Source organism: Nostoc sp. (assembly GCF_036919595.1).
Classification (GTDB): Bacteria; Cyanobacteriota; Cyanobacteriia; order Cyanobacteriales; family Nostocaceae; genus Nostoc.
Genome location: NZ_JBALCO010000043.1, coordinates 1 through 23,166, shown reverse-complemented (window position 1 = coordinate 23,166; position 23,166 = coordinate 1). Strand labels below are relative to the sequence as shown.

Annotated in this window: 23 protein-coding genes and 1 tRNA gene; 12 read left to right on the top strand and 12 right to left on the bottom strand. The window is 42.2% G+C overall.

From position 1 onward, the window contains the following. Window positions 1-12: 12 nt before the first annotated feature. The gene (locus V7K21_RS06215) at window positions 13-1,017 is read right to left on the bottom strand and encodes a succinate dehydrogenase/fumarate reductase iron-sulfur subunit (protein ID WP_335172503.1); all 1,005 of its coding nucleotides are present in this window, start codon (window positions 1,015-1,017) and stop codon (window positions 13-15) included. Window positions 1,018-2,487: 1,470 nt separating this feature from the next. On the opposite strand from V7K21_RS06215, the gene V7K21_RS06210 reads away from it, so the two are divergent. Next, complete coding sequence (locus tag V7K21_RS06210; RefSeq protein ID WP_335172501.1) at window positions 2,488-2,925, top strand: AbrB family transcriptional regulator; 438 nt, start codon at window positions 2,488-2,490, stop codon at window positions 2,923-2,925. Between the two features lie 185 nt (window positions 2,926-3,110). Continuing rightward, complete coding sequence (locus tag V7K21_RS06205; RefSeq protein WP_335172499.1) at window positions 3,111-3,980, top strand: CPBP family intramembrane glutamic endopeptidase; 870 nt, start codon at window positions 3,111-3,113, stop codon at window positions 3,978-3,980. A 215-nt stretch (window positions 3,981-4,195) separates the two neighbouring features. Here the strand turns inward: V7K21_RS06205 and V7K21_RS06200 are convergent, their stop codons facing one another. The 4 genes from V7K21_RS06200 to V7K21_RS06185 form a co-directional block, all read right to left on the bottom strand. Beyond that, window positions 4,196-5,317 (bottom strand): geranylgeranyl reductase family protein, encoded by a 1,122-nt coding sequence (locus tag V7K21_RS06200; RefSeq protein ID WP_335172498.1) that lies wholly within the window; start codon window positions 5,315-5,317, stop codon window positions 4,196-4,198. Window positions 5,318-5,453: 136 nt separating this feature from the next. Next, window positions 5,454-6,002 (bottom strand): ribosome recycling factor, encoded by a 549-nt coding sequence (gene frr, locus V7K21_RS06195; RefSeq protein WP_335172496.1) that lies wholly within the window; start codon window positions 6,000-6,002, stop codon window positions 5,454-5,456. Continuing rightward, complete coding sequence (pyrH, locus tag V7K21_RS06190) at window positions 5,989-6,717, bottom strand: UMP kinase (RefSeq protein WP_335172493.1); 729 nt, start codon at window positions 6,715-6,717, stop codon at window positions 5,989-5,991. The genes frr and pyrH overlap by 14 nt, the downstream gene beginning before the upstream one ends. 71 nt (window positions 6,718-6,788) lie before the next feature. Next, entirely contained in the window at window positions 6,789-7,343 is a 555-nt protein-coding gene (locus V7K21_RS06185) for a thioredoxin family protein (protein WP_335172491.1), read from the bottom strand. Window positions 7,344-7,810: 467 nt separating this feature from the next. Between V7K21_RS06185 and V7K21_RS06180 the strand changes: the two genes are divergently transcribed. Further along, the gene (locus V7K21_RS06180; protein ID WP_335172489.1) at window positions 7,811-8,710 is read left to right on the top strand and encodes an alpha/beta fold hydrolase; all 900 of its coding nucleotides are present in this window, start codon (window positions 7,811-7,813) and stop codon (window positions 8,708-8,710) included. A 107-nt stretch (window positions 8,711-8,817) separates the two neighbouring features. Here the strand turns inward: V7K21_RS06180 and V7K21_RS06175 are convergent, their stop codons facing one another. Together V7K21_RS06175 and V7K21_RS06170 are read right to left on the bottom strand one after the other, a co-directional pair. After that, on the bottom strand, window positions 8,818-9,288 hold the full coding sequence (locus V7K21_RS06175) for a pentapeptide repeat-containing protein (RefSeq protein WP_335172487.1): 471 nt from the start codon (window positions 9,286-9,288) through the stop codon (window positions 8,818-8,820). A 70-nt stretch (window positions 9,289-9,358) separates the two neighbouring features. After that, on the bottom strand, window positions 9,359-10,063 hold the full coding sequence (locus tag V7K21_RS06170) for a diacylglycerol/polyprenol kinase family protein (RefSeq protein ID WP_335172485.1): 705 nt from the start codon (window positions 10,061-10,063) through the stop codon (window positions 9,359-9,361). A 61-nt stretch (window positions 10,064-10,124) separates the two neighbouring features. Between V7K21_RS06170 and yidD the strand changes: the two genes are divergently transcribed. From yidD to ychF, 3 genes are all read left to right on the top strand, one after another. Beyond that, window positions 10,125-10,361 carry a membrane protein insertion efficiency factor YidD gene (gene yidD / locus V7K21_RS06165; protein ID WP_012412579.1) on the top strand — a complete coding sequence of 79 codons (237 nt, stop codon included), beginning with the start codon at window positions 10,125-10,127 and terminating at the stop codon, window positions 10,359-10,361. Between the two features lie 198 nt (window positions 10,362-10,559). After that, window positions 10,560-10,787, top strand: coding sequence for a hypothetical protein (locus V7K21_RS06160; protein ID WP_104905863.1), 228 nt, complete (start codon window positions 10,560-10,562; stop codon window positions 10,785-10,787). A 38-nt stretch (window positions 10,788-10,825) separates the two neighbouring features. Next, on the top strand, window positions 10,826-11,917 hold the full coding sequence (ychF, locus tag V7K21_RS06155; protein ID WP_335172483.1) for a redox-regulated ATPase YchF: 1,092 nt from the start codon (window positions 10,826-10,828) through the stop codon (window positions 11,915-11,917). Between the two features lie 366 nt (window positions 11,918-12,283). On the opposite strand, the gene V7K21_RS06150 is transcribed toward ychF, so the two are convergent. Then, the gene (locus tag V7K21_RS06150) at window positions 12,284-12,580 is read right to left on the bottom strand and encodes a hypothetical protein (protein ID WP_335172481.1); all 297 of its coding nucleotides are present in this window, start codon (window positions 12,578-12,580) and stop codon (window positions 12,284-12,286) included. Window positions 12,581-13,004: 424 nt separating this feature from the next. On the opposite strand from V7K21_RS06150, the gene V7K21_RS06145 reads away from it, so the two are divergent. After that, window positions 13,005-14,537, top strand: a complete 1,533-nt coding sequence (locus V7K21_RS06145) for a SagB/ThcOx family dehydrogenase (protein WP_335172526.1) — start codon at window positions 13,005-13,007, stop codon at window positions 14,535-14,537. Window positions 14,538-14,589: 52 nt separating this feature from the next. On the opposite strand, the gene trhO is transcribed toward V7K21_RS06145, so the two are convergent. Further along, window positions 14,590-15,504, bottom strand: coding sequence for an oxygen-dependent tRNA uridine(34) hydroxylase TrhO (gene trhO, locus V7K21_RS06140; protein ID WP_335172479.1), 915 nt, complete (start codon window positions 15,502-15,504; stop codon window positions 14,590-14,592). Window positions 15,505-15,577: 73 nt separating this feature from the next. Between trhO and V7K21_RS06135 the strand changes: the two genes are divergently transcribed. Then, window positions 15,578-15,650: transfer RNA gene (locus V7K21_RS06135), tRNA-Ala, on the top strand. A gap of 159 nt (window positions 15,651-15,809) precedes the next feature. On the opposite strand, the gene V7K21_RS06130 is transcribed toward V7K21_RS06135, so the two are convergent. After that, window positions 15,810-16,211, bottom strand: a complete 402-nt coding sequence (locus V7K21_RS06130; RefSeq protein ID WP_335172477.1) for a hypothetical protein — start codon at window positions 16,209-16,211, stop codon at window positions 15,810-15,812. 293 nt (window positions 16,212-16,504) lie between these two features. Here V7K21_RS06130 and V7K21_RS06125 point away from each other — a divergent pair, with 293 nt between their 5' ends. After that, a complete protein-coding gene (locus V7K21_RS06125) occupies window positions 16,505-16,951 on the top strand; it encodes a DUF2127 domain-containing protein (RefSeq protein ID WP_335172475.1) in 447 nt (148 codons plus the stop codon). 152 nt (window positions 16,952-17,103) lie between these two features. After that, window positions 17,104-18,510 carry a lysophospholipid acyltransferase family protein gene (locus tag V7K21_RS06120; protein WP_335172473.1) on the top strand — a complete coding sequence of 469 codons (1,407 nt, stop codon included), beginning with the start codon at window positions 17,104-17,106 and terminating at the stop codon, window positions 18,508-18,510. 8 nt (window positions 18,511-18,518) lie between these two features. Here V7K21_RS06120 and V7K21_RS06115 read toward each other — a convergent pair whose 3' ends face one another. Both V7K21_RS06115 and V7K21_RS06110 read right to left on the bottom strand, forming a co-directional pair. Continuing rightward, the gene (locus tag V7K21_RS06115; protein WP_442948851.1) at window positions 18,519-19,691 is read right to left on the bottom strand and encodes a sulfate ABC transporter substrate-binding protein; all 1,173 of its coding nucleotides are present in this window, start codon (window positions 19,689-19,691) and stop codon (window positions 18,519-18,521) included. Window positions 19,692-19,936: 245 nt separating this feature from the next. Further along, a complete protein-coding gene (locus V7K21_RS06110) occupies window positions 19,937-20,812 on the bottom strand; it encodes a hypothetical protein (protein WP_335172469.1) in 876 nt (291 codons plus the stop codon). Between the two features lie 376 nt (window positions 20,813-21,188). Here V7K21_RS06110 and V7K21_RS06105 point away from each other — a divergent pair, with 376 nt between their 5' ends. After that, complete coding sequence (locus V7K21_RS06105) at window positions 21,189-21,782, top strand: hypothetical protein (protein WP_335172467.1); 594 nt, start codon at window positions 21,189-21,191, stop codon at window positions 21,780-21,782. 330 nt (window positions 21,783-22,112) lie between these two features. Then, window positions 22,113-23,166: tetratricopeptide repeat protein (locus V7K21_RS06100; protein ID WP_335172465.1), on the top strand; the 1,054-nt coding region annotated here is incomplete at its 3' end.

Here is a 23,166-nt window from a genome sequence, read left to right as displayed (position 1 = left end):
AACTCCTGATTTCTAACTTTTGTTTTCTACTTGTTGCACAGATTCAATGAGCGATCGCACTTGTTGCGTCCCTTCTGAAGGCTCAAATGATAGGGGGAACTTACCGCGGATGATCATCCGCAAACCGAGGGGTGCAAGACTGAGTAATCCTTTTAAATCCCGAAAATAGTTACCGACAACTTGTAAACCAAATTGACGTTCATCAATCCAACCACCTTCTTTAACTAAATCTACCAATACTTGTCGGTGGCGAATTGAACGACTGTCGCTGACTTGTTTCTGGGTGAGAATTTCTTGTTTAATTTTGGTGATTTGTTCTAATGGTGCAACTTCCATTGGACAAACTGAATCGCAGTACAAACAACGGGTGCAACCCCATACGCCTTTAGTACCTTCGTTGTAGCTTGCTAAACGATTTTGGGTGTCGCTATCGCGGGAGTCCGCTACCATTCGGTAAGCTTTGGCAAGGGCATGGGGGCCAACAAAGTTTGGATCAACTTCACGGGCGTTGCATTCCGAGTAACAAGCACCACACATAATACAGTTGCCAGTTTGATCTAGGCGCGTTCGCTCTTGGGGTGTTTGCAAAAACTCTCTTTCTGGAACTTGTCGTGCTGCTGTACTCACATAAGGAGCAACTGCCTCTAAATTATTCCAGAAACTGCTCATATCTACAACTAAATCTTTAATCACAGGCATATTGCCGAGAGGGGCGATCGTGATTTCGCCAATGGCATTTACTTTACTTTGGGATGATGGTATTTGTTGTAATCTAGCAAGTTCACTGCCAATATTTTCCTTACAAGCTAAAGCCGAACGCCCATTAATTCGCATAGCACAACTACCACAAATGGTATTGCGGCAATTTTTGCGAAACGCCAACGTTCCATCTTGCTCCCACTTAATATGATTCAGGCAATCTAAGATTGTATTACCTGGTTCTGCCTCGACAAGGTAGGTTTGCACAACAGGGGAGGAATTTTGTTGCTGTCGAATGACCTTAAAAATAACTTCCATAATCACTAACCAAAATTTTAAAATTGCTTTCCCAGCCTCAACAATCATCAATCAATGCAGGTAGTTGCAAAAAGTGAGCTATACTCTTTTTGCTCTTAATTCAAACCCTGGTGTTAATTGGCCGACGACAAAAAAGCGAGTGATTCTAGTTTAAGGATAACCATTAAAATTTAACTTGTAGCACCGATGTAAGCAATATTTTTGTCAAATTCTGAGATAAAACGCCAAAAATGTAATTGTAGCTTTGCATTGAATTTACCTGTTTGGGAATGTAAAGGAAAGAGTGTTTGCTGAGAGAGGGACTTACGTTCATCTCTGACCTGGTGATAATATGCAAATTATATGCATGTTAGGTTAGCAACACATCTTGATGTCAACTTGAGTCAAGCAGTCCTAGCTGGAAAATTCGGTCAAGCGGTAACGAAGGCGGAACTTTTTGATTATATAGAAGCGTGAACCCACATGTTCAACATATAGTAGTGGCAATCAAGCGCTAGGCAGATGTTAATAAATTTATTCTTCCCATAGACAGACGTACAAAATCCTCTGACCACTTTTGACCTTAGGATAATAAGCCGAGGAAAAATCCTCACCACTTTTAAATAAAAGTTTTTGCACCGAGAAACCCGGACACGCGAGACTTTTCGCTTTTTGGCTTCCTCTCAATCAAGAAATTCTTGGATTGAACTCATTCGTCAAAACTGCTCCTCTCAATTATATAAATTTTTATAAAAGCCATAGGCCAATACTCACGCTTGCAATAAAGGGTTGGGAAAATCGTCACTGCTTTTTTCTTCTTTCAGTCCAGAAATTTAAATAAAAATTTACTAGCAACTTTAATTCAAAATTAAACAACTATTTTGCTATTATTAGTCCATGCTAGTATTTGATATAAAATTACGAAGTGACCAAACCAGAATCAAGAGCCGTATCAGCGCGGCTACTACTGCTTTGTTGATTCGTAATGTAGAGACAAGAGAATTCGCGTCTCTACTGGCAGGACAAAAGGGCATAAGCCCGTAGGACTCTATTGAAATACTATGCTATCCAAAGCTTGAGAGGACGAGTAGAGAAAACTCTACTTGCTCATTGGCAAGAAAGGCAAGCACTGAAAGTGAAAAATCTACAATTTATTGGGTCTACGACTTATTTGCAGTAGAACCAACACAATTTGTAAAGGTGGCTGAAAGTTACACCGCTACAGTAGCGCCAAAGGAGAAAATAGTTTTCTTTCTGATGGCGAATAATGGTTAAAAGTGCCGTAATATCACCAAAATTAATGTCTGTGGCAACTATTGTCTCTAGTTGATTGTAGACAACCATAATAGAAGTGCTTTTGGCTCCTCTCGGCAGGAATTCACCCGTAACATTAGGGTCTTCAGTAGCTCTATGCAAATGCTAAAAAGCTAAATGCTGGCATAAGACTACATCGTTTATCAGTTTGGAGAGAGTAAGGAAAATTTGAGCATAATGACTGAAACTGCAACCGCACCATTAACTGGAAAAGCACTACTTGCTAAAGTAAAAGAACTTTCCACTTTACCACGCCGAGAAAGAGCTAAACAGTGCGGCTATTACACTGTTACTAAGAATAACCAGGTTCGTGTCAATCTCACCGATTTTTATGACGCTTTGCTATCAGCTAGAGGAATTCCTCTAAGTCCAGAAGCACCTAAAGATGGTCGTGGTCGTGAACCGACCTATCGGGTTAGCGTCCATCAAAATGGTCAAATTGTGATTGGTGCTACATATACCAAAGCAATGGGCTTAAAGTCTGGAGATGAGTTTGAAATTAGGCTGGGATACAAGCATATTCACTTGATTCAACTCGGTGAAACTGATAAAAAACTAACCTCACAAGATGTAGATTCTGACGAATCAGACGAAGATTTGGAAGACGAAGAGTAAATTTGCTGATGGTAAGGATAAGTTTCAGGTGATGATAACTTGTCCTTGCCTTGACAGCACACTAGTAGCTCTATTTAAAAAATTTTGCCCCAGGTAAAAAATACGATTAGACCCCTTGCAGAAGTCACCAAATTTAGTAAAGTCTTGATTAATCAGCAAGAAATCTATAGTGCAAGAAGTCTATCGTGTTTTTTTTGTTTATTTTGATAACTTTCTTTGAGCCTTCGGTCAACGCTTTACTGGCGTTTATAGAAAATGCACCAGCACTAGTTGTAGTGATGGCATTTTTTATTTTCTGGATAGTTTGCTGGTTGCCAATCGCAACAGGATCAGCAATATTGCTAAATTGGCAACTTCCCAAACCTTTGCAACCAGAGCAAAAGATGCCGTTATTGGCGTCACTCTACCTATTAGCTCCCCTGATTCTGTGGGGAGTTAGTTGGCTGACGAATAAATCTTTCTCGGATTACGGCTTTGTTGGGAATCTTTCAACTCTTAGTTCTTTAGCGCTAGGTTTCGGTTTGGGAGTGGTGAGCCTAGCTATTGTATTTAGTGGGCAATTGGGGTTAGGTTGGTGTTTTTTTGAAAAGACGAATTTCAAGTTACTACTACCCATCTTGCTACAGATTTTCCTGATAGCGTTATTAGTGGGTGGGATAGAAGAGTTAGTTTTTCGCGGTTTCCTGTTCACTGAATTAGCGCAGGATTACCCAATTTGGGTAGCAGCAGCAATTTCTAGCTTGATTTTTGCCTTGCTACACTTGGTTTGGGAGCAACGCGAAACTGCACCCCAACTCCCTGGATTGTGGCTGATGGGAATGGTACTGGTGTTGGCACGTTTTGCTGCGAACGGCAATTTGGGTTTAGCTTGGGGACTGCACGCGGGATGGATATGGGCGATCGCTACCCTAGACACAGCAGAACTAATTACTTACACAGGTAAAGTCTCTGACTGGTTTACAGGTAAGAATAAAAAACCCCTAGCTGGCTTGGCGGGAATTATTTGTGTATTGGGAACTGGAGTGATTATCTGGTTTTCTCTAATGACTCAATAGAATATCATGTTAATGCAGTCAATAAGATTCTGGGAATTATATTGCAGACCTTTGAGAGCTCCTTGTCTAAAACCCTAGTTTAGAGAAATGGTAAGTAGATAGGCATAAATAAAGTGAAAATAGGGCGGGTGAGACGCCCACCCCACAAAAGATGATTGATTTATTGTGAGGTGGGCGTCTCTTACCCTAGAGATTCGTTACCTAATCCCTAATACTTAACCCCCAAAACCAGGAATTAAACGCTTGAGCGCACGATCGGCAACGTCGCCATAGCGCAGTTCTCCACATAGAATCTTACCCATGATTTTGGCACCGGAGGGGCGCTTAACACCAACTTTGTAGCCAATGCTAGGAAAGCGATAGAATGCTCCAGCTAATTTTTGCGCCCAAGCCATCTCAGTACCCCATTCTTCATTAATGGTTTCACTATATTTTTCTAAAGCATTGGTATCACCAGAAAGAGCCTCATTAATAGCTCCTGCTGCAATCAAACCGCTAAAAATTGAAGGGCGAATGCCTTCTGCTGTCATTGGATCAACTACACAAGCAGCTTCCCCAGCCAAAACTGCATTTTGAGTATGCAACTTTTGGTTGCCATCCCACAAGCAAAGGGGATAACCATACTGCTTGCTAGTTTTGATATCTAGATTAAAGGAGCGCGCGTACTCATCTAAAATCTTTTTAAAGTCTTGAGGTTCGCCACCGATAAATGTACCAACACCAATGGAATAACCATCAGCTTTTGGGAAGTTCCAAATGTAGCCGTTTTTTACCAAGCCAAACTCGAAGTGAATCGTGGATTTGTCCTTCACAGTTGCGGCAACTTCTGCTTCCAAAGCTCCTGCTAAACGACGTTTACGTTCTTTAAAGCCTAGCCATTTTGCCATTGGCCCTTTGACACCATCAGCCGCGATTAGGTAGCGACCTACAACTGGCCCATTGGCTGTGTTAATTTGCCAATGGTCACTTTTAAACTCAATACCCGTTACTTCAGTATTATCTCGTAGTTCAGCCCCATGCTTCTGTGCTTGCTGCACTAGGAAATGGTCAAAAATGTCTCGTCGCACCATCCAGACTGGTTCTTTTGTGGCGATTTTTGCTTCTACGGGGTCGCCCAATTTCCAAGTAAAGCGAAGGGAGTCGGCTTTCACAGAAATCGCTGGGCTAAAATCAAAGTCAAACCATTGAGCGATCGCTGGAGATACACCACCGCCACAAGGTTTATATCTTGGCAGGGATTCTTTTTCTAACACTAATACTGAGCGACCTTGCTTGGCTAAATGATATGCAGCTGTTCCACCAGCTGGCCCAGCACCGACGATGATGCAGTCGTACATATGGCTGAATTTTGGCTCCTGAATTAGTGATTTTCTATTGAGGTACTCGATCAATTTTTGTTAGATATCTAATAAATAATAAAGGCTGAAGAATTTATCCATCATCCTTCAGCCTTTATGCTTCAGACTTTAGACTTTAAACAGTCGTAATGTCTTTTTCTTTTTCTGCCAGCAATTCGTCTATTCTGGCAGTGTACTTGTTTGTCAATTTTTGCAATTTATCTTGCTGATCCCGCGCTTCATCTTCAGGAATTTCAGTATTTTTTTCCTGTTTGCGAATGGCGTCTATAGCATCGCGACGGATGTTGCGAATAGCAACACGACCTTCTTCAGCATACTTAGATGCCATTTTGACGAATTCTTTACGGCGATCGCTTGTCAAGGGCGGAATATTCAGCCGAATCACAGAACCGTCATTGCTGGGGGTTAAACCCACATCTGAGAGGGAAATCGCTTTTTCGACTATATTTAAACTTTTGCGATCATAGGGTTGAATTAAAATCGTCGTAGCATCTGGCGTGCTAATGTTTGCCAGTGATTTCAAGGGCGTAGGCGAACCGTAATAGTCCACCGATACCTTATCTAATAGACTCGCATTGGCGCGACCAGTGCGAATCGTGTTAAAAGCTCGTTGAGTTGACTCAACGGTTTTTTGCATCGTACTCTCAGCTTCAGCTAATTTCACAAGAACCTCCCACAAGGGTGCCGATAGATTCTCCCAAGACTGCTCGGTGGATGTTTCCTCGCACCGTTAGGTCAAATACCAGAATTGGGATATTATTTTCTTTACACAAGGCGATCGCAGTACTATCCATCACCCGCAAATCTTTGGCTAAAACGTGCACGTAAGTTAGGCTATTGTAACGCTTCGCCTCAGGATAAATATGAGGATCAGCGTCATACACTCCGTCTACTTTGGTGGCTTTAAAAATCACTTCGGCATCAATTTCTGCGGCTCTTAATGCCGCAGTGGTGTCTGTAGTAAAGAAGGGGTTTCCAGAACCAGCACCAAAAATTACCACCCGTCCTTTTTCAAGATGGCGGATGGCACGACGACGAATATACGGTTCCGCTAATTCTTGCATAGCGATCGCAGTTTGCACCCGCGTCTGTACCCCTATACGTTCCAGCGAATCTTGCAGCGTCATGGCGTTCATTACCGTGGCAATCATCCCTATGTAGTCAGCAGTTGCCCTGTCCATCCCCGCCGACGCCGCTTTGACGCCACGAAAAATATTGCCGCCGCCAACAACGATGGCCATTTGAGTGCCAGTGGCTATCACCTCTGCTACCTCTTGTGCTATTCCTTTGACCACTTCTGGATCAATGCCATAGCCCATGTTGCCCATTAAGGCTTCACCGCTCAGTTTGAGTAAAACCCGTCGGTAATTCGTTCCCATGAAGTTACGCTTTATCAAAAAAGTTGCAATTGCCTCCAATTTAAGATAGCAGTTACAGGGACTATCTATGTCTAGTTACGCCAAATTAATGTAGTACCTATTGCTTCTGTTTGTGGTATATCTATTTCTTCACCAAGAAACAGAGAAGCGATCGCAGTTTTTAAATAATCTTCTCTCACTGCTGATGCATCTTGGGGATGATCGTCAATTTGTCCTTTGTAGCGTACTATACCATTAGTATCTATTAAAAAGGCCATTGGTGTTTTTGTAGCACCAAAACTGCGCGTCACATCTTGCGTCGAGTCCCAGAGGTAGGGAAAGTTCAAGTGGTGATACTGAGCAAAAGCTTTCATATTTTCAAAGCTTGACCTAGTATGGTAATTACCATCACTACCATTCATGCCAATTAGTGTGAAGCCTTCTGGGGAAAATTCGGCTTGAATATTTTTCAACCTGTCTATATACCACTCTACATAAGGACAGTGGTTACACATGGAAATAACGCCTACTGCTCGGAACTTCTCAAGATAACGCCTGAGATGGTGTACTTGACCATCAATACCTGGCAGTTCAAAATCTGGTGCGTAGCTTCCAACAGGAGTATCAATTGTTTCTAATATATTCATGTTTTCTGGATCGCAGAACTAGGAACAAGAAAAATATTGTTACATTAAGCGTCAGTTTCCAGTTGCAAACCACCCCTTAGCCGATGCTTCATATTCGACAATCTTATAGACTTGTATTGGCTGTCGTAAATTGTGAAACTACTGAATCTAGCACTGATGCTAATTAGCCCACATCAAAAATAGCGAAAATAGTACTCGCATTATAAAAGTTATAATTCCTAATACTGACATAATCTAAGTTGTGAGTAAATTACCTCTCTCAATAAGATGAAAACTCTTTATGCTGGATAAAACTATCAGCTTGATGCTAGTGTTTTCAGCCTAGAAGCTTTCGTAGTATACGTCTAAGCTATCAGTAGAGCAAAAGATTTATTTTGAAAATCTGATAAATTTTATCCAAATTCCAAACAATTTTACTTACACCCTGCTATTGAAAGGCTTTTATCCTTGTATTCATCAAATTTCCCATGACAACCTCAAGTTCAAAAACAGCACTTACCCCTATAAAAACCTGGATTTGGCAAGATTTCCCTATCTGTTATCAAACCCAAGGAACCACTGGGCCAGCTGTTGTCCTCGTGCATGGATTTGGTGCTTCTTGGTGGCACTGGCAAAAAAATATTCCAGTACTAGCACAAAATTGCCGTGTTTATGCTATTGATTTGATTGGTTTTGGCGGTTCCGCAAAACCTCAACCTGGTGAAATAATTGCCTACACATTAGAAACCTGGGGACAGCAAGTGGCAGATTTTTGCCGCGAAGTTGTGGGTGAGCCAGCTTTTTTAGTCGGAAATTCTATTGGCTGTATTGTAGCCATGCAAGCAGCAGTAAGCAATCCAGATATTGCCTTAGGAGTTGCTTTGCTTAACTGTTCTTTGCGACTATTGCACGATCGCAAACGGGTAAGTTTACCTTTATCTCGTCGTTACGGAGCGCCTTTGCTGCAACGCTTACTATCTATTAAACCAGTTGGCGACTTCTTTTTCAATCAACTCGCCAAACCGAAAACAGTGCGAAAAATTCTCCTGCAAGCTTATGCGAATGCTGAGATGGTGACAGATGAGTTGGTAGATATTCTCACTTCACCAGCAAGCGATCCGGGGGCTGGAGCCGTGTTTCTTGCTTTTACTTCTTATTCTACAGGGCCTCTACCTGAAGACCTTTTGCCACTGTTACCCTGTGCGGCGATTATCTTGTGGGGAACAGCCGATCCGTGGGAGCCAATTAAGTTAGGGAGAGAATTAGGTAACTTTCCCCAAGTAGAAAAGTTTATTCCTTTAGAGGGAGTGGGGCATTGTCCACAGGATGAAGCGCCGGAGTTAGTCAATCCGATTTTACTCGATTGGATTTTGGAGCGATCGCGGTAAGAAACTCGAAGCAATCTCTTAAAACATAAGGTATATATTCTCCTCCATCTGAACGATCTGCTTCTTTTTTGGCATAAGTATACCCTGTAACATCTTCACACTATTTATTAGACAGGAATGTCGTCCCCATTAACTTTGTCTGGGGAAGGAGCCGGATAAATTACATAAGTAAAACCAGGGATGAACTTTCCGTCCGGTCGAATAACGTCCCAGAACTCACAGAGTTCTTCTCCAAAACCGTTGAACTTGGCATCTCGAAGGTTAACTCTGATGAAACGAGTACTGGTCAAATCGCATATTCTGGTATTAATTCCTCCCAAATCACAGTCCAAAAACCGGGCACACTCGAAAAAACAAGACTCGATGTTGGCATTCCTCAAGTTACAGTAACAAAATTCAGCCCCAATCAAATTGCAACTTCTCAAATTGATACTGCTCAAGTTGACATAGCGAAATTTAGCACCTCTAATATTGAGAAATTGCAGTTCAACCCCACTCAAGTCAGCGTACTCCGAAATGAGGCTCTGAAAATCTCTCTCCCCAGCAGCATAATGTCTCAAAAACTCCTGAGCATTCATATTACGAACTTACAATGAATTTTTGGCACTATCTCTTAATTTAATCAATTAGGAATAGCACTCAAAAAGATTAGTAACTAAGAACTAACTGACTTAAAAAGTAGGCAAGTGCTGCACTACCCAAGGGAACTGTCAAATTGTCAATACCTAAAAATGAAACAGCTTCTAAACCAGTAGCGATAAATGCAACTAACAGGGATATCGCCCAAGTTTGCCAACTGTTTCCTTGAGTTCCAACTAAAATCAAACTACTGACGACATAGCTAACGAGCATCATAGTTAGGGAGCCTTCCCAACTTTTTTGCGTCCCAAAAACTTTATACTTGTGTGTACCAAAGCGTTGCCCAATCAAGGCTGCTAATCCATCTCCCCAAGTCATTATCAAAATTCCGAGTGCTGCATACTGGGGTTGTTGTAAATACCAAAACCAGGCAACTAAAATACCGAAACTCACAGAGTAAAAAAATGTCCCTAAACTTTGCCGTCCAACGCTATTAATACCAGGAAGAATGGGCAACCGATAGGATAATAAGGTAATTGCACTCGCTAAAATAGAAGCTGTAATCCCTACGCTAGCAGGAATATCTAGCCACCAGGCGATTAAAATCACATTACCAGTGCCAATATGAACTATCTTCCGCACGATTTCTGGCTTGTCGGCAAAGCGGTTTACCACCCATGCAATCAGGAGGATGAGTAACACCCAAATTGCAGCCGACGCAATTTGCAGCCAGAAAACCGGAATTGAGGTGGAGTCAGAAAATGTAATTAACAAAGATGCAACAAAATGAAAAGTTTTACCCCTGTTACTAATTTATAAGATTTGGGTAGCTGCAATGAAATTATTATTTATTTGGCTAATTCGGGGCTACCGAATGTTTATCTCGCCGTTGTTTCTCCCGACTTGTCGCTTTCAACCAACTTGTTCGATGTATGCTATTGAAGCTATTGAACGATTTGGAGTATTACGTGGTAGCTGGATGGCAACTCGGCGAATTTTGCGCTGTCATCCGTTTCATCCAGGTGGTTACGATCCAGTGCCAGAGGTGGTGGAAAAGGTGAAGGAGGAGTAGTTTTGTGCAGATGGTGGCGAATTGAGGTTGGATTTTAAACGCAAAGGGGTGCGGAGGGAAGCGCAGAGGGACGCTGAGAATGAGAAGAGGGGTAAATTATTAAAGGAAGTGTTCGTGGGTATAGCTATTTGGGGAGATGTCAACAGATGAGGTTGTCATCTAGCGTGGGAAGGTTGAATAGTCTAATTTAGATTTACGATGATTAATCCTACTGCGATTTCTATACCAGAACCACAAATTCCTACTCCTGGCCCGAGTCCGCTACCTAGTCCTAATCCTGAGCCGAATCCACTACCTAGTCCCGAACCTGTACCGGGGCCAGCGATTCCTCAACCGTTACCGGGGCCTGTACCAGAACCAGTACCTGCTCCCATTCCTCAGACGGTTCCAGGGACAATTCCCCAAACCATACCGGAACCTGTTTAGATTACCTTGGTAATGTAATCCCAAATCTAAAATCCAAAATGCTAAGAGCCGGAATTGTCGGACTTCCCAACGTCGGAAAATCTACTTTATTTAATGCTGTAGTTGCTAATGCCAAAGCAGAAGCAGCTAACTTCCCTTTTTGCACGATTGAACCGAATGTCGGCGTTGTCGCAGTCCCGGATGAACGGTTAAATGTTCTTACTAAGATTGCCAGTTCGGCACAAATCATCCCGGCGCGGGTGGAATTTGTGGATATTGCCGGTTTAGTTAAAGGTGCAAGTCAGGGTGAGGGACTAGGGAATCAATTCCTGTCCCACATCCGAGAAGTTGATGCGATCGTCCATGTGGTACGTTGTTTTGAAAATGACGATATTATCCACGTTGCTGGTTCTGTTGATCCAGCACGAGATATTGAAATCATTAATATAGAACTGGGTTTATCAGATTTATCACAAATTGAGCGGCGAATTGACCGCACTCGCAAACAAGCTCGTACTAGCAAAGATGCACAGTTTGAAATCACAGTTTTAGAAAAATTAGCTGCGGCTTTAAATGAAGGGAAATCGGTGCGTCAGGTGAGCTTGAATGAAGAAGAAACAGTAATTATTAAAGGACTGGATTTACTTACTTATAAGCCGATTATCTACGCTGCAAATGTATCTGAAGATGAGTTAGCAACTGGTAATCATTTTGTAGAAATAGTGCGGCAAATTGCAGCAACTGAAAATGCCCAAGTTGTGATAGTTTCGGCTCAAGTTGAAGCGGAATTAGTGGAACTACCAGAGTCAGATAAAGCTGATTTTCTTGCGTCTTTAGGTGTGGAAGAAGGCGGTTTGAAATCATTGATTCGGGCAACTTACACGCTTTTAGGTTTGCGGACATATTTCACCTGTGGCCCTAAAGAAACCCGCGCTTGGACAATTAATGCTGGAATGTCTGCACCTCAAGCTGCTGGTGTAATTCACAGTGATTTTGAGAGGGGATTTATTCGCGCCGAAACAGTCGCTTATAAAGACTTGGTAACAACTGGTTCGATGAATGCTGCGAAGGAGAAAGGGTTGGTTCGCAGTGAAGGGAAAGAGTATGTTGTGCAGGAAGGGGATGTAATGTTGTTCCGATTTAATGTGTAGGGGTAATTAATGGTGGCCGTTATCGATGAGATAATGGTCAACCTACACCAAGTTGCGATCGCCATCAAAACATTGACAAAATCTTCGATATATGTATAATGCTCCTTAAAAAAGTTGCTAGGCGATCGCAAATAAACCAGTAATCCTCAAATGATGACAATATATTCTTCATTTAGAAGGAGTAATTATTGCGATTGTGTGATGAAACGTATTACTTTATTGCAATCGTAGTTATGATCTGTGGTTGAGTTTATTCAGCTTTTTTCTCTTAAGTGCTAACTGCTGAAGTCGCTCAATCTCAACTAACACATCTTCCGGTTTAGTTTCCATTTCTAAGTACACGTCACCCTAAAAAAGGGTCGGAAATCATGCCGCTATCGGATCTAGGGTTTTAGTAATATTGTTGGAATTAACAATTTCACACTTGGCAAGAATTTTTGTGCTTGAGTGTTGACTCCGTTTAAAAGGGTGTGCGATGAGATTCCACTCCTGAATAAATGCTGACAAGCGTTGTGAAAGCGCTTGTTTATCAGCAAAATCTGCAATTATCAGACGTTTACGTTGAAGAATACTAAACCATTGCTCAACCTGGTTCATCCAAGAACAGTGGACAGGCGGATGATGGAAGACAAAAGGTGGATTTTTGAGTAACCAAGCTTGCACCTTAATATTGCACGAGCGCGTTTTGCTAAACCCACAGGAGTTGTAGACTTACGCAGCCAACTGTTTAGTACGTTTGCCTGCTCACCAGTCATTTCAACCTGGATACTTGAGATACGGAGAAAGCATGTCCGATTTGTTGTGCAACCCTACAGAGAATATCTTCCACTATTTCCGACCCTTTTTTCCGGTGACTTGTACTAAGCGTAGCTATGCCCTAGGCTTTACGACGCCGCCTCCATCGAGCGAAGTCGAGATGCTCAGGCTAAACTCGGCACAAGTCGCTCAGTACAAGTGCCTAATGCCTAATTCAGTTGTTATCAATTACCACTTTATGACTCTGAGAATTGTACAAATTGACACGAAACAATGAGGCTAATGAATGCCAAGATCAAAAAAAGGATGCTTCAAGGATATTAAAAGTACTATGCCAGAATTACACCAATCAATTGCCCAGCATTACCACGAACGGACTAAATACGACCCTGAGACTCTCGCCTCTAAAAGTCAAGGCATAGACTGGGCTAAACAGCCAGTGCCTTTCAAAGAGTACAAAATTGGCTCTACTTTTGCTCTCAAACCCTATATCCAAGAAAAACCAGAGGGATTTGTTAATAATCCAGATGCTCAATGGTGGCAAAGACTTTCACGGCTGCTGTTTCACAGCTATGGATTGACGGCGAGAATGCCTTCTATGGGTAGTGGGGTGTATTTACGTGCTGCTCCCAGTGCAGGCGGACTATACCCTGCCGAAATCTATGTAGTTTCCCGTGGCACAGCGTTATTGCCGCCTGGTCTGTATAACTACCAGTGTCGGACTCATTCTCTAATGCATTATTGGGAAAGTGATGTTTGGCAAACTCTCCAAGCTGCTTGTTTCTGGCATCCTTCCTTAGAAAATACCCAACTAGCAATTATTGTCACTGCGGTTTTCTATCGTTCTGCGTGGCGCTATGAAGATCGGGCTTATCGCCGGATTTTTTTAGATGCGGGACACCTGTTGGGCAATATCGAATTGGCTGCTGCCATTAATGACTATCGCCCCCATTTAATCGGCGGTTTTGTGGATGAATCGGTAAACGATCTGCTTTATATCGATCCGCAACAAGAAGGTGCGATCGCTGTCTTACCTCTGGCAGACTTGTTAGATATCAATCAAAATTTGCCATTGGGATGTACTGCTTTACCTTCCGCCACCGAAACCAGTTATCCCCAAATCCCCGATGGCGAACTGCTGACATATTTCCATCGACACACCCAGATCCAATCAGGTATAACTGGCAATCTCAATCTACCAACTATCAAACAAGAAAAATCTTTGGAGGATAAATATAATTTTCCTTTCTGCTTAAAAATTCCCACCACCACCGCACCTATAGACTGGGGACAAAAACTGTCAGAACTGGAAACTACTATGTACAAGCGACGCTCTACCCGCGCTTATAATGGTGATGATTTAACCTTCGATGAATTGAAAGGTTTACTCGATTTTACTTACCAACCGCGAAATTACATCGACCAAAGTTTAGATATTTCTCCAGACTACTTTGATTTGAATTTAATAGAAACATTCATTGCTGTCTGTGGAGTTAAAGGATTGGAGGCAGGTTGTTACTATTACGCGCCCAAAGCCCAAGAATTACGCCAAATTCGGTTTAAAAACTTTCGGCGAGAGTTACATTTTCTCTGTTTGGGGCAAGAATTAGGGCGAGATGCAGCAGCGGTGTTGTTTCATACAGCTGACCTCAAAGCTGCGATCGCCCAGTATGGCGATCGCGTTTACCGTTACTTACATATGGATGCCGGCCATTTAGGACAACGCCTGAATTTAGCCGCAGTCCACTTGAATGTAGGCGTCAGTGGTATCGGTGGATTCTTTGATGACCAAGTAAATGAAGTTTTGGGTATCCCTGCTGATGAAGCTGTTTTATATATTACTACATTGGGACGCCCAAGATAAAACAAACCGCAAATAATACAAAGTACCCAAAAATTATTTGCGTACTTTGCGGTTAGCTTACATCCCGATTTTTGTTATTAACTTGGGTCTGGTAGTGCCGCCATTTTTCCTGTTGACGCGCTCTTTTCTCCTCGGTGAGGCTATCAAAACAATGGGGACAGGAGAAACCTTGCTCATATTTACTAGACGCCTTATCTGATTCAGAAATCGGACGCCCACAACTGAAGCACTGCTCACAACTTCCTGACTCCAATCCATGACTGACGGCTACCCGCTCGTCAAAGACAAAACATTCTCCTTCCCATAAACTTTCCTCTGCTGGAATTTCTGACAAATACTTGAGAATGCCGCCTTTGAGATGATAAACTTCTGCAAAGCCTTGGACAAGCATGAAGGATGAGGCTTTTTCACAACGAATACCGCCTGTACAAAACAGAGCAACCTTTTTGTGTTTCGTTGGGTCGAGGTGGTGGCGCACATAATCAGGGAATTCCCGAAATGAGCTAGTTTGGGGATTTTCTGCTCCTTGGAAAGTACCGATATTCACCTCATAATCATTGCGGGTGTCAATCACAGTGACTTCTGGATCACAAATCAAATTATTCCATTCCTGGGGACTGACATAAGTACCAATTTGTTCATTTGGGTCAATTTCAGGCAATCCAAAAGTGACAATTTCTGGCTTCAACCGCACCTTCATCCGCTCAAAGGGCGGGGTTTCGGTATGGGACTCTTTGTATTCTAGGTCTGCTAGACGGGGATCAGAACGCAGAAACCAGAGAACAGAATCAATCGCCTGACGCGAACCTGCAATTGTACCGTTAATGCCTTCTTGTGCCAGCAAAATAGTCCCTTTGACACCTTGCGTTTGACAGTAAGATAGCAGAGGATCTCGTTTGTCGGCAAAATCTGGTAGCTTGACAAATTTATACAGTGCTGCAACAACTTGGATATTTTCTGGCTTCATCCCTTTAGTAACGGAACAATATTAAGTTACAATAGCAGCGGTAAACCGAAGTTACCTACTATTTTAATTTTATGGGGGTTTAGCTCAGTTGGTAGAGCGCCTGCTTTGCAAGCAGGATGTCAGCGGTTCGAGTCCGCTAACCTCCATTGGATATGATTTATCTAAATGTGCGATCGCTTGGAATATCCCAAAGAATACACACCTAAATCAAAACCCCATTCTCTAGTACAGAATGGGGTTTTAGCACCTTCTAGGTAAGGGGTTAAGCCAGAGGTAAGTTAATTGCCCTATCTTCAAAGCCGTACTTAGTTAGAGAAATCTCTAGATAATGAAGTCAACTCTGCCCTAACAGCACTGAGGTAATTTTGATCGTTCAAAATTTGCGGCGGTAATTTGTTTGCATTGACAGCGGCCCTTACTAAATCTTCCCTAACAATCTTTCTGTTCTGACGTTCAGAGATTAGAGTTCCCCCACTGGGAATACCCTGCTGCTTTAAACCACCTTGGTAAGCAAGAGAAACCAGATTAAAGGGTTTGAGGTAGCTGGCATTTTTGGAATTACTGTTTAATGTGTTAGAGTTGATAGCTATATTTGTTTGCCCAGCATCATAGTTGTTATCTGTGGGTGGTTCAGCGTTAGCAATTCCAGATGTAAGCGCAAAAGCACCAATAATAGCTACAGAATTAACTAAAGTTGCAAGTTTCATCGGGTTATCCTTGTAATGTTTAATTATTTGATTGTTAATAACAGTGTCTCTCTTGTTCTAAATCTTAGCCTCATACATTTAGCTCATCCAATTGGTTGAATTGTTTTTCACTTATTTGAGTGAGTCTCTGAAGCTGTCAGGAATAGTTTAATACTCAACATTTCATTTACTTATTTGGACAAAGTAAAAATGGTAAATATGGGGCGATTAAGTACTGCTACAATAAGCGTTTTAGTTAGCAGGCTCCAGAGTCAGTTAATCAAAGTCAGGCTTATATATACTTAGGGGGTTGTTTGAAAAAGCGTCCATTGGGGTTAGTGGCAATTGTGCTCTACAAATCATTTACTGCCTTGCTACTTATGGTTACTTCGATCGCTTTATTCTTGACATTAAAAAATTATCAAACTCTAGACATTTTTTCAAAGGATTATGTTTTAGAAGGAAAATCTATAATTATTGATTGGCTTTTAAAAAAAGTTATCAACTTAAATCCAAGAACCTTGGCCTTTAGCGGTATTGGCACCGGAATCTATGCTATTGTAACTACTATTGAAGCTGTTGGTTTGTGGTACGAGAAACGTTGGGCACATGTTTTAGTATTGGTGCTTGTCGGTATCAGTATTCCACCAGAAATTTATGAATTGATTCGGGGTATTTCTCCGATAAAAATATTGATTTTCTTGTTGAACTTAGCCGTATTTTGGTATCTATTACGCAATTTTCCTAAACATCGAAAATAATTTTTTATTCGATCATAGTGTCTATCATTGGAGAGGTAAAACTGAGCCATGCCTGACGAAGGTGGCTTTCGTCCCTTAGACTTCTCTATGCGTCTATGCAAAACCAAGACCCCACGTTGTACAATCGCTAGAAATGTAATCTGGAGAGCGACTTGCCTAAAAAGATTCACTCTACTCAACCACCACTTAAATTTATTCCCCAACAGTTTAACCCGCTGATACTCCAGATTTTTCGCTGGTTACTGCCGATCGCACTACGGTTTCGCACTCGACCTTGGCTACCAGCTGGTATTGTCAGGATTGAAGCCAAGAATGTTGAAGTATTGGCCGAACTTTATCAGCAATTCCAGGCTGGAAAAATTCGCTTTTTGTTGGCATTTCGTCACCCAGAGGTGGAAGATCCCCTCTGTATGCAGTATTTGCTTTCTCGCATTGTGCCAGAGGTTGCTCGGCAAAAAGGTATTCGATTACAATCCCTGGTTCACAGTTATTTTCTCTACGACCGGGGGATGACGGTTTGGGCTGGAGATTGGCTAGGTTGGTTGTTTTCACGGCTGGGGGGTGTGCCGGTTCATCGCGGTAGACGACTAGATCGCCAAGCTATTCAAACAGCACGGGAGTTGCTTGCTAATGGCAAACTACCGATCGCAGTGGCACCCGAAGGAGGTACTAATGGTCATAGTGGTATTGTTAGCCCACTGGAACCCGGTGTTGCTCAAATGGGGTTCTGGTGTGTAGAAGACTTACAAAAAGCTAACCGGACTGAGACTGTGATCATTGTGCCGATCGCCATCCAGTATAGTTACGTTGAGCCACCTTGGTCTAAACTGGATTGGCTCCTCAGTAAGTTGGAAGCTGATAGTGGCTTGCCAGTTAAGGAAATTGATCAGGGCGATGGCGAAGAGATTTACTATCAACGCCTCTGTAGGTTGGCTGAATATCTGATTACCGAAATAGAAGAGTTTTATCGTCGCTTCTATCATCAAGACATCCCAAAAACCATCTTAACTGATGAATCTGCTAGTTCTAATCAGGTGTTGATTGCCCGACTTCATCGCTTACTAGATAAGGCTTTACAAGTTGCCGAGCAATATTTTGGAGTTCAAGCGCAGGGTAATTTTATTGACCGCTGTCGCCGTTTAGAAGAGGCTGGCTGGAATTATATTTATCGGGAAGATTTGCCAGATATAAATACTTTATCACCCTTTAAACGTGGTTTGGCAGACTGGATTGCAGAGGAAGCAGACTTGCGAATGCGGCATATGCGGATAGTGGAAAGTTTTGTTGCAGTTACAGCTACTTATATTCAGGAACAACCGACGGCAGAACGGTTTGCAGAAACAGCTTTGCTAATATTCGATATGCTTTCTAGAATTCAGGATACAACCCTTCCAGGGCGACCTCGATTAGGTTTGCGACAGGCACAAATCACTGTAGGAGAAGCAATTTCAGTTACAGAACGCTCTCGAAATTGTCAGGGCGATCGCTATGCAGCTAGACAAGCTGTGAGCGATTTGACAAAAGATTTGCAAATCGCTTTAGAGAAGATGATTAAATAACGAAACTTTTAAGACTTTTTAGCCCTAATTTTGTCAAATATTGCACCTTCATCAAAGAATTTCTTCTGAATTTCGTTCCATCCTCCTAAATCTTCAGCTTTAAAGATAGTTTTAATTTTGGGAAAATTGGCTTCCGTTTCTTTGGCGATCGCCAAAGAAACGGGACGAAATCCTAATTTAGTAAACTCTCGTTGCGAGTCTGGGGTGTAAAGAAATTTGATAAATGCTTCCGCAATCGGCCGAGTCCCATGTTTATCAACATTCTTATCTACAACAGCAACAGGATTGTCGATGGAGATATTTACATCGGGCACAACATATGAGATTTTCTCGCCATTTTGCGTTGATAAAATCATCTCATTTTCATAGTTGAGCAAAACATCACCCTGACCATCTTTGAAGAATACTTCGCTGGCATTCCGAGCAGTTTTAGGTAATAAAGGTGCATTATTATATACTTTGGCGATAAAGTCTATTGCTTGATTTTCATTGCCGCCAGTTTTTGTCACAGAACCCCACAGACTAAGGAAGTTCCAACGAGCGCCGCCGGAGGTTCTGGGGTCTGCTGTAACCACTTTTACACCATCTTGTGCTAAATCTGGCCAAGTTTTGATATTTTTGGGATTACCCTGACGGATAGCGATCGCATTTAGAGATTTTGTAACAATTGCATCATTAGGCGCTTCTTTTTCCCAACCCGGTTGAATAAAACCTGCCTGAACAAGTTTATTAATATCAAGGGCAAGTGACAGGTGTACGACATCAGCTTCTTTACCGTCAATTACGGCAAGAGTTTGGGAACCTGAGCCATCATAGCTTTGATTAAAAGTGATATTTTGGTTATGTTCTTTCTTCCACTGTGCGATAAATTTGGGAATAATCTGCTGGTATGCTGCATTAGTAACCGAGTAAGAAACAAAGGTTAGGGTTACATTACTCTGGGAAGCTGCGTCAGCATTACCAGTATTATTGACATTACGTGGAGAGCAGGCAGCCATCACGATACTCAAGCTAACTCCGACCAAGAATAGGGACGCAACACCCCACGTAGAATACTTGTACAACCATCGTATTAGTTGTACACGCCACTGTCTTGCAGCGTGTAAAGCTTTAACGATATAAGTCTGAACTAATTCAGTCAAATATCTCCTTGATTTTGGAGTACGTTGCCCCTGGTTCATCAAATTTTTCCCCTGAATCTGCGGTAACTTGAGCTAGATGCTGTAGTTAAGGGGCATTATAAAACAATGGTTAAGGATAAATAACTTTTTATTAACCTAAATTTAAACAAATTATTCAATAGACCTCTTGCAAAAGTCCCTAACACCCCACCCCCAACCCCTAAGAGCAAGCGGGGAGGGGAGACAAAGCGTAGCTTTGGCGGGGTGGGGTTCTTATTTTTGATTTATGCAAGAGGTCTAATATATCAAGGAGAACTACTTTTGGAAGCTTCTGGACTGCGAATGATGATATGTCCCTTATCGCTTTCTTGAATAGCCAATACTGAGGGTAGCTGATCAAGTTTCGCATTTGGAGGCAATGCGCGAAACAAATAAATCCAGCCGCCACGTTCTAAGAGTAAGCGCCAGACTCGCGGCTGCTGTGGATTGCTGATATCATTATCTTCTCTGCCTCGCAAGTCATCGAATAGACCTCTATCGCCAATAATGCGATAACCTTTCAAGGAGGGATCGGCAAATATATCATCAAGTTTGCGTCCCACAGCAAACTTTTCTTCAGGTGTAATTAAGGCTACAACGGGCAAGGTGGAGTTTTGACCAGCGTCTCGTCGGGCATCTGCGATGCCTTGCCAACGAGCTAACCAAAATATCACAATTAATACCCAGGATACTATGACTATCTCATTGATTAGCGATCGCAGAAATTCCACTGAGCGCAGTTGTCCAGAACTAAATTCAGCCAGAGATTTTAGCTGTTTAGCTGTCCATGAGCTTTTGCGTTGAGTAGCAGAGATGATGCGATTCAATAGTAATTGGCTTGCAGAGACTACTGTATCACTGATGATCTTAATTAACCATAATGTTGCCTGAATAGCGATCGCAGCTATAAAAAAAGCGATCGCACTTTTGCATATTGCCCAGCCATCTCCTAAAAATATTTGCAGGGGAACCATCAAAAAAGACTGTGCAGGTAAGTCCAGAGTATTGACTTCTAACTGAAAAAAGTAGAAATATGACCAACGGTAAATCCAGCCTGCAAAGAAAAGCGCCGCACCCACCAAGCCAACTACACTTGTGAATTTACCTAAAATATTGGTTTCTTGGTTAGGGGTTTGGGTCATATGGGAAATAGGGGAAATGAGGGAAACAGGGGAAGCAGTTTTGTAGAGTGTGTTACTGCAAAGCGTAACGCACCAAGTTATAGACCTCTCTCCAAACCTCTCTCCTAAAAGGAGAAAGGCTTTGAATCTTACTCACCAAAGCTAGAGGAGGAAAGAGGCTTTGAATCTTACTTGCCAACGCTAGTAAGAGGAAAAAGGCTTTGAATCTTACTCCCCTTCCCTTGTAGGGAAGGGGCTGGGGGTTAGGTCTATATTCCACTCAACTGCTACAAGTGAATAATCAGTTTCTTTTAGGAATTTTACGGAAATTTGGTATCCGCTTTAGAAGTTTAATGAGAAAGTCAAATTAAATATAGTCAAATATATTGTTAAAGCCATGAAAACTTTTTTCCAGGGATGGGTTGTGGCAATCTTAGTAATGGTAGCAGCATTAGCAGGGAACATCCAAGCTGTAATTAGCAAGGATGTCAAGACAGAAAATTTCTTCTTAGCACAGACACCAGTCAACGCAGATGAATTAGAACTTGCAGTGGCCTTACCAGAGTTAGCAGAGATCATTTTTAAGGGAGGTGAGTCAAGCAGTGGTCGGGTAATAGGAATTGATGCACAAGAGCAAGCACTATTAATTCAGCGTAGTGGTAAAACTGCGACAATTCCCCTCAGCAAAATTCAAAAAGTAGTCTTCAAGAATGGGGCGTTAGCTTACAGAAGCAATGGGCGGCAAATTATCCGGGGTGAGCGAGACCGTCCCACAGGTAAGTCTGTAACTTGGAGTAATATACCCTTAAATACTTTTACTATAAAAAATTCTACTCAAGGTCAAGCGGTGGTGAAACTTAAACCACCTATAGTTTCCACAGCACAGTTGCTGGGTATTCAGTCAGTGGCTAGAAATCGCCAATATGTGGTAGATGAAATCCAGTTCAATTCGCAACAAAGAACGATCACTATTTTGGCAAACCCTTATTAATCGTTAATTATTTGAGTAACATGTTCTTTACGATCACTTCAACGTTAGTAACAACAGCTTCAACATTAGTAACTACAGCTTCAGCGTTAGTAACAACAGCTTCAACATTGATAATAAATGCTTCAGTTGTTTTAACAACAGCTTAAGTATTTATTATAGCAACATCAGCGTTAGTAACAACAGCTTCAGCATTAATAACAAACGCTTCAGTTGTTTTAACAACAGCTTAAGCATTTGTTATAGCAGCTTCAACGTTAGTAACCACAGTTTCAACATTCCTAACTACAGCTTCGGCTGATGCTCAATGAAAACTTATTATATCTGTAATATATGAAAAAAATTCTCACCAGTCTTTTGGCTGTGGGTATTTGTCTAACGCCTTTAACAGTGATGCTAATGGCTCAACCCACCTGGGGACAAACTCAAAACTCCCAAGCGCAAGATGCAGAAAGACTGTTACAGCAAGGGATAAAACTGACACAGCAACAGGAACACCAACAGGCAATACAAATATTCCAGCAGGGTTTAACCATTGCACGAGAACTCAAAGACCAAAAAATTGAAGCAACTGCACTGCTTGGGCTTGGGCGTAACTACGACGCTTTAGGAGAAAAGCAAAAAGCACTCGATTTTTACACCCAAGCTCTGCCCCTATATCGTGCTGTGGGCGATCGCTCAGGTGTTGCGACTACACTCAATAATATTGGTGCAGTCTACGACGCTTTAGGAGAAAAGCAAAAAGCACTCGATTTTTACAACCAAGCTCTGCCCCTATATCGTGCTGTGGGCGAGCGCACAGGTAAAGCTGCCACTCTCAATAACATCGGTAAAGTCTACGACGATTTAGGAGAAAAGCAAAAAGCACTCGAATTTTACAACCAAGCTCTGCCCCTATATCGTGCTGTGGGCGATCGCTCAGATGTTGCGACTACACTCAATAACATCGGTTTAGTCTACGACGCTTTAGGAGAAAAGCAAAAAGCACTCGAATTTTACAACCAAGCTCTGCCCCTATATCGTGCTGTGGGCGATCGCTCAGGTGTTGCGACTACACTCAATAACATCGGTAAAGTCTACGACGCTTTAGGAGAAAGGCAAAAAGCACTCGAATTTTACAACCAAGCTCTGCCCCTATATCGTGCTGTGGGCGAGCGCTCAGGTGTTGCGACTACACTCAATAACATCGGTAAAGTCTACGACGCTTTAGGAGAAAAGCAAAAAGCACTCGAATTTTGCAACCAAGCTCTGCCCCTATATCGTGCTGTGGGCGAGCGCTCAGGTGTTGCTCGTACACTCAATAACATCGGTTTAGTCTACGACGCTTTAGGAGAAAAGCAAAAAGCACTCGAATTTTACAACCAAGCTCTGCCCCTATATCGTGCTG

Coding starts and splice junctions, on each gene's coding strand:
- V7K21_RS06215 (WP_335172503.1), bottom strand. CDS start 1,017: ATGGAAGTTATTTTTAAGGTCATTCGACAGCAACAAAATTCCTCCCCT.
- V7K21_RS06210 (WP_335172501.1), top strand. CDS start 2,488: ATGACTGAAACTGCAACCGCACCATTAACTGGAAAAGCACTACTTGCT.
- V7K21_RS06200 (WP_335172498.1), bottom strand. CDS start 5,317: ATGTACGACTGCATCATCGTCGGTGCTGGGCCAGCTGGTGGAACAGCT.
- pyrH (WP_335172493.1), bottom strand. CDS start 6,717: ATGGGAACGAATTACCGACGGGTTTTACTCAAACTGAGCGGTGAAGCC.
- V7K21_RS06185 (WP_335172491.1), bottom strand. CDS start 7,343: ATGAATATATTAGAAACAATTGATACTCCTGTTGGAAGCTACGCACCA.
- V7K21_RS06180 (WP_335172489.1), top strand. CDS start 7,811: ATGACAACCTCAAGTTCAAAAACAGCACTTACCCCTATAAAAACCTGG.
- V7K21_RS06175 (WP_335172487.1), bottom strand. CDS start 9,288: ATGAATGCTCAGGAGTTTTTGAGACATTATGCTGCTGGGGAGAGAGAT.
- yidD (WP_012412579.1), top strand. CDS start 10,125: ATGAAATTATTATTTATTTGGCTAATTCGGGGCTACCGAATGTTTATC.
- V7K21_RS06160 (WP_104905863.1), top strand. CDS start 10,560: ATGATTAATCCTACTGCGATTTCTATACCAGAACCACAAATTCCTACT.
- ychF (WP_335172483.1), top strand. CDS start 10,826: ATGCTAAGAGCCGGAATTGTCGGACTTCCCAACGTCGGAAAATCTACT.
- V7K21_RS06145 (WP_335172526.1), top strand. CDS start 13,005: ATGCCAGAATTACACCAATCAATTGCCCAGCATTACCACGAACGGACT.
- trhO (WP_335172479.1), bottom strand. CDS start 15,504: ATGAAGCCAGAAAATATCCAAGTTGTTGCAGCACTGTATAAATTTGTC.
- V7K21_RS06130 (WP_335172477.1), bottom strand. CDS start 16,211: ATGAAACTTGCAACTTTAGTTAATTCTGTAGCTATTATTGGTGCTTTT.
- V7K21_RS06115 (WP_442948851.1), bottom strand. CDS start 19,691: ATGAACCAGGGGCAACGTACTCCAAAATCAAGGAGATATTTGACTGAA.
- V7K21_RS06110 (WP_335172469.1), bottom strand. CDS start 20,812: ATGACCCAAACCCCTAACCAAGAAACCAATATTTTAGGTAAATTCACA.
- V7K21_RS06105 (WP_335172467.1), top strand. CDS start 21,189: ATGAAAACTTTTTTCCAGGGATGGGTTGTGGCAATCTTAGTAATGGTA.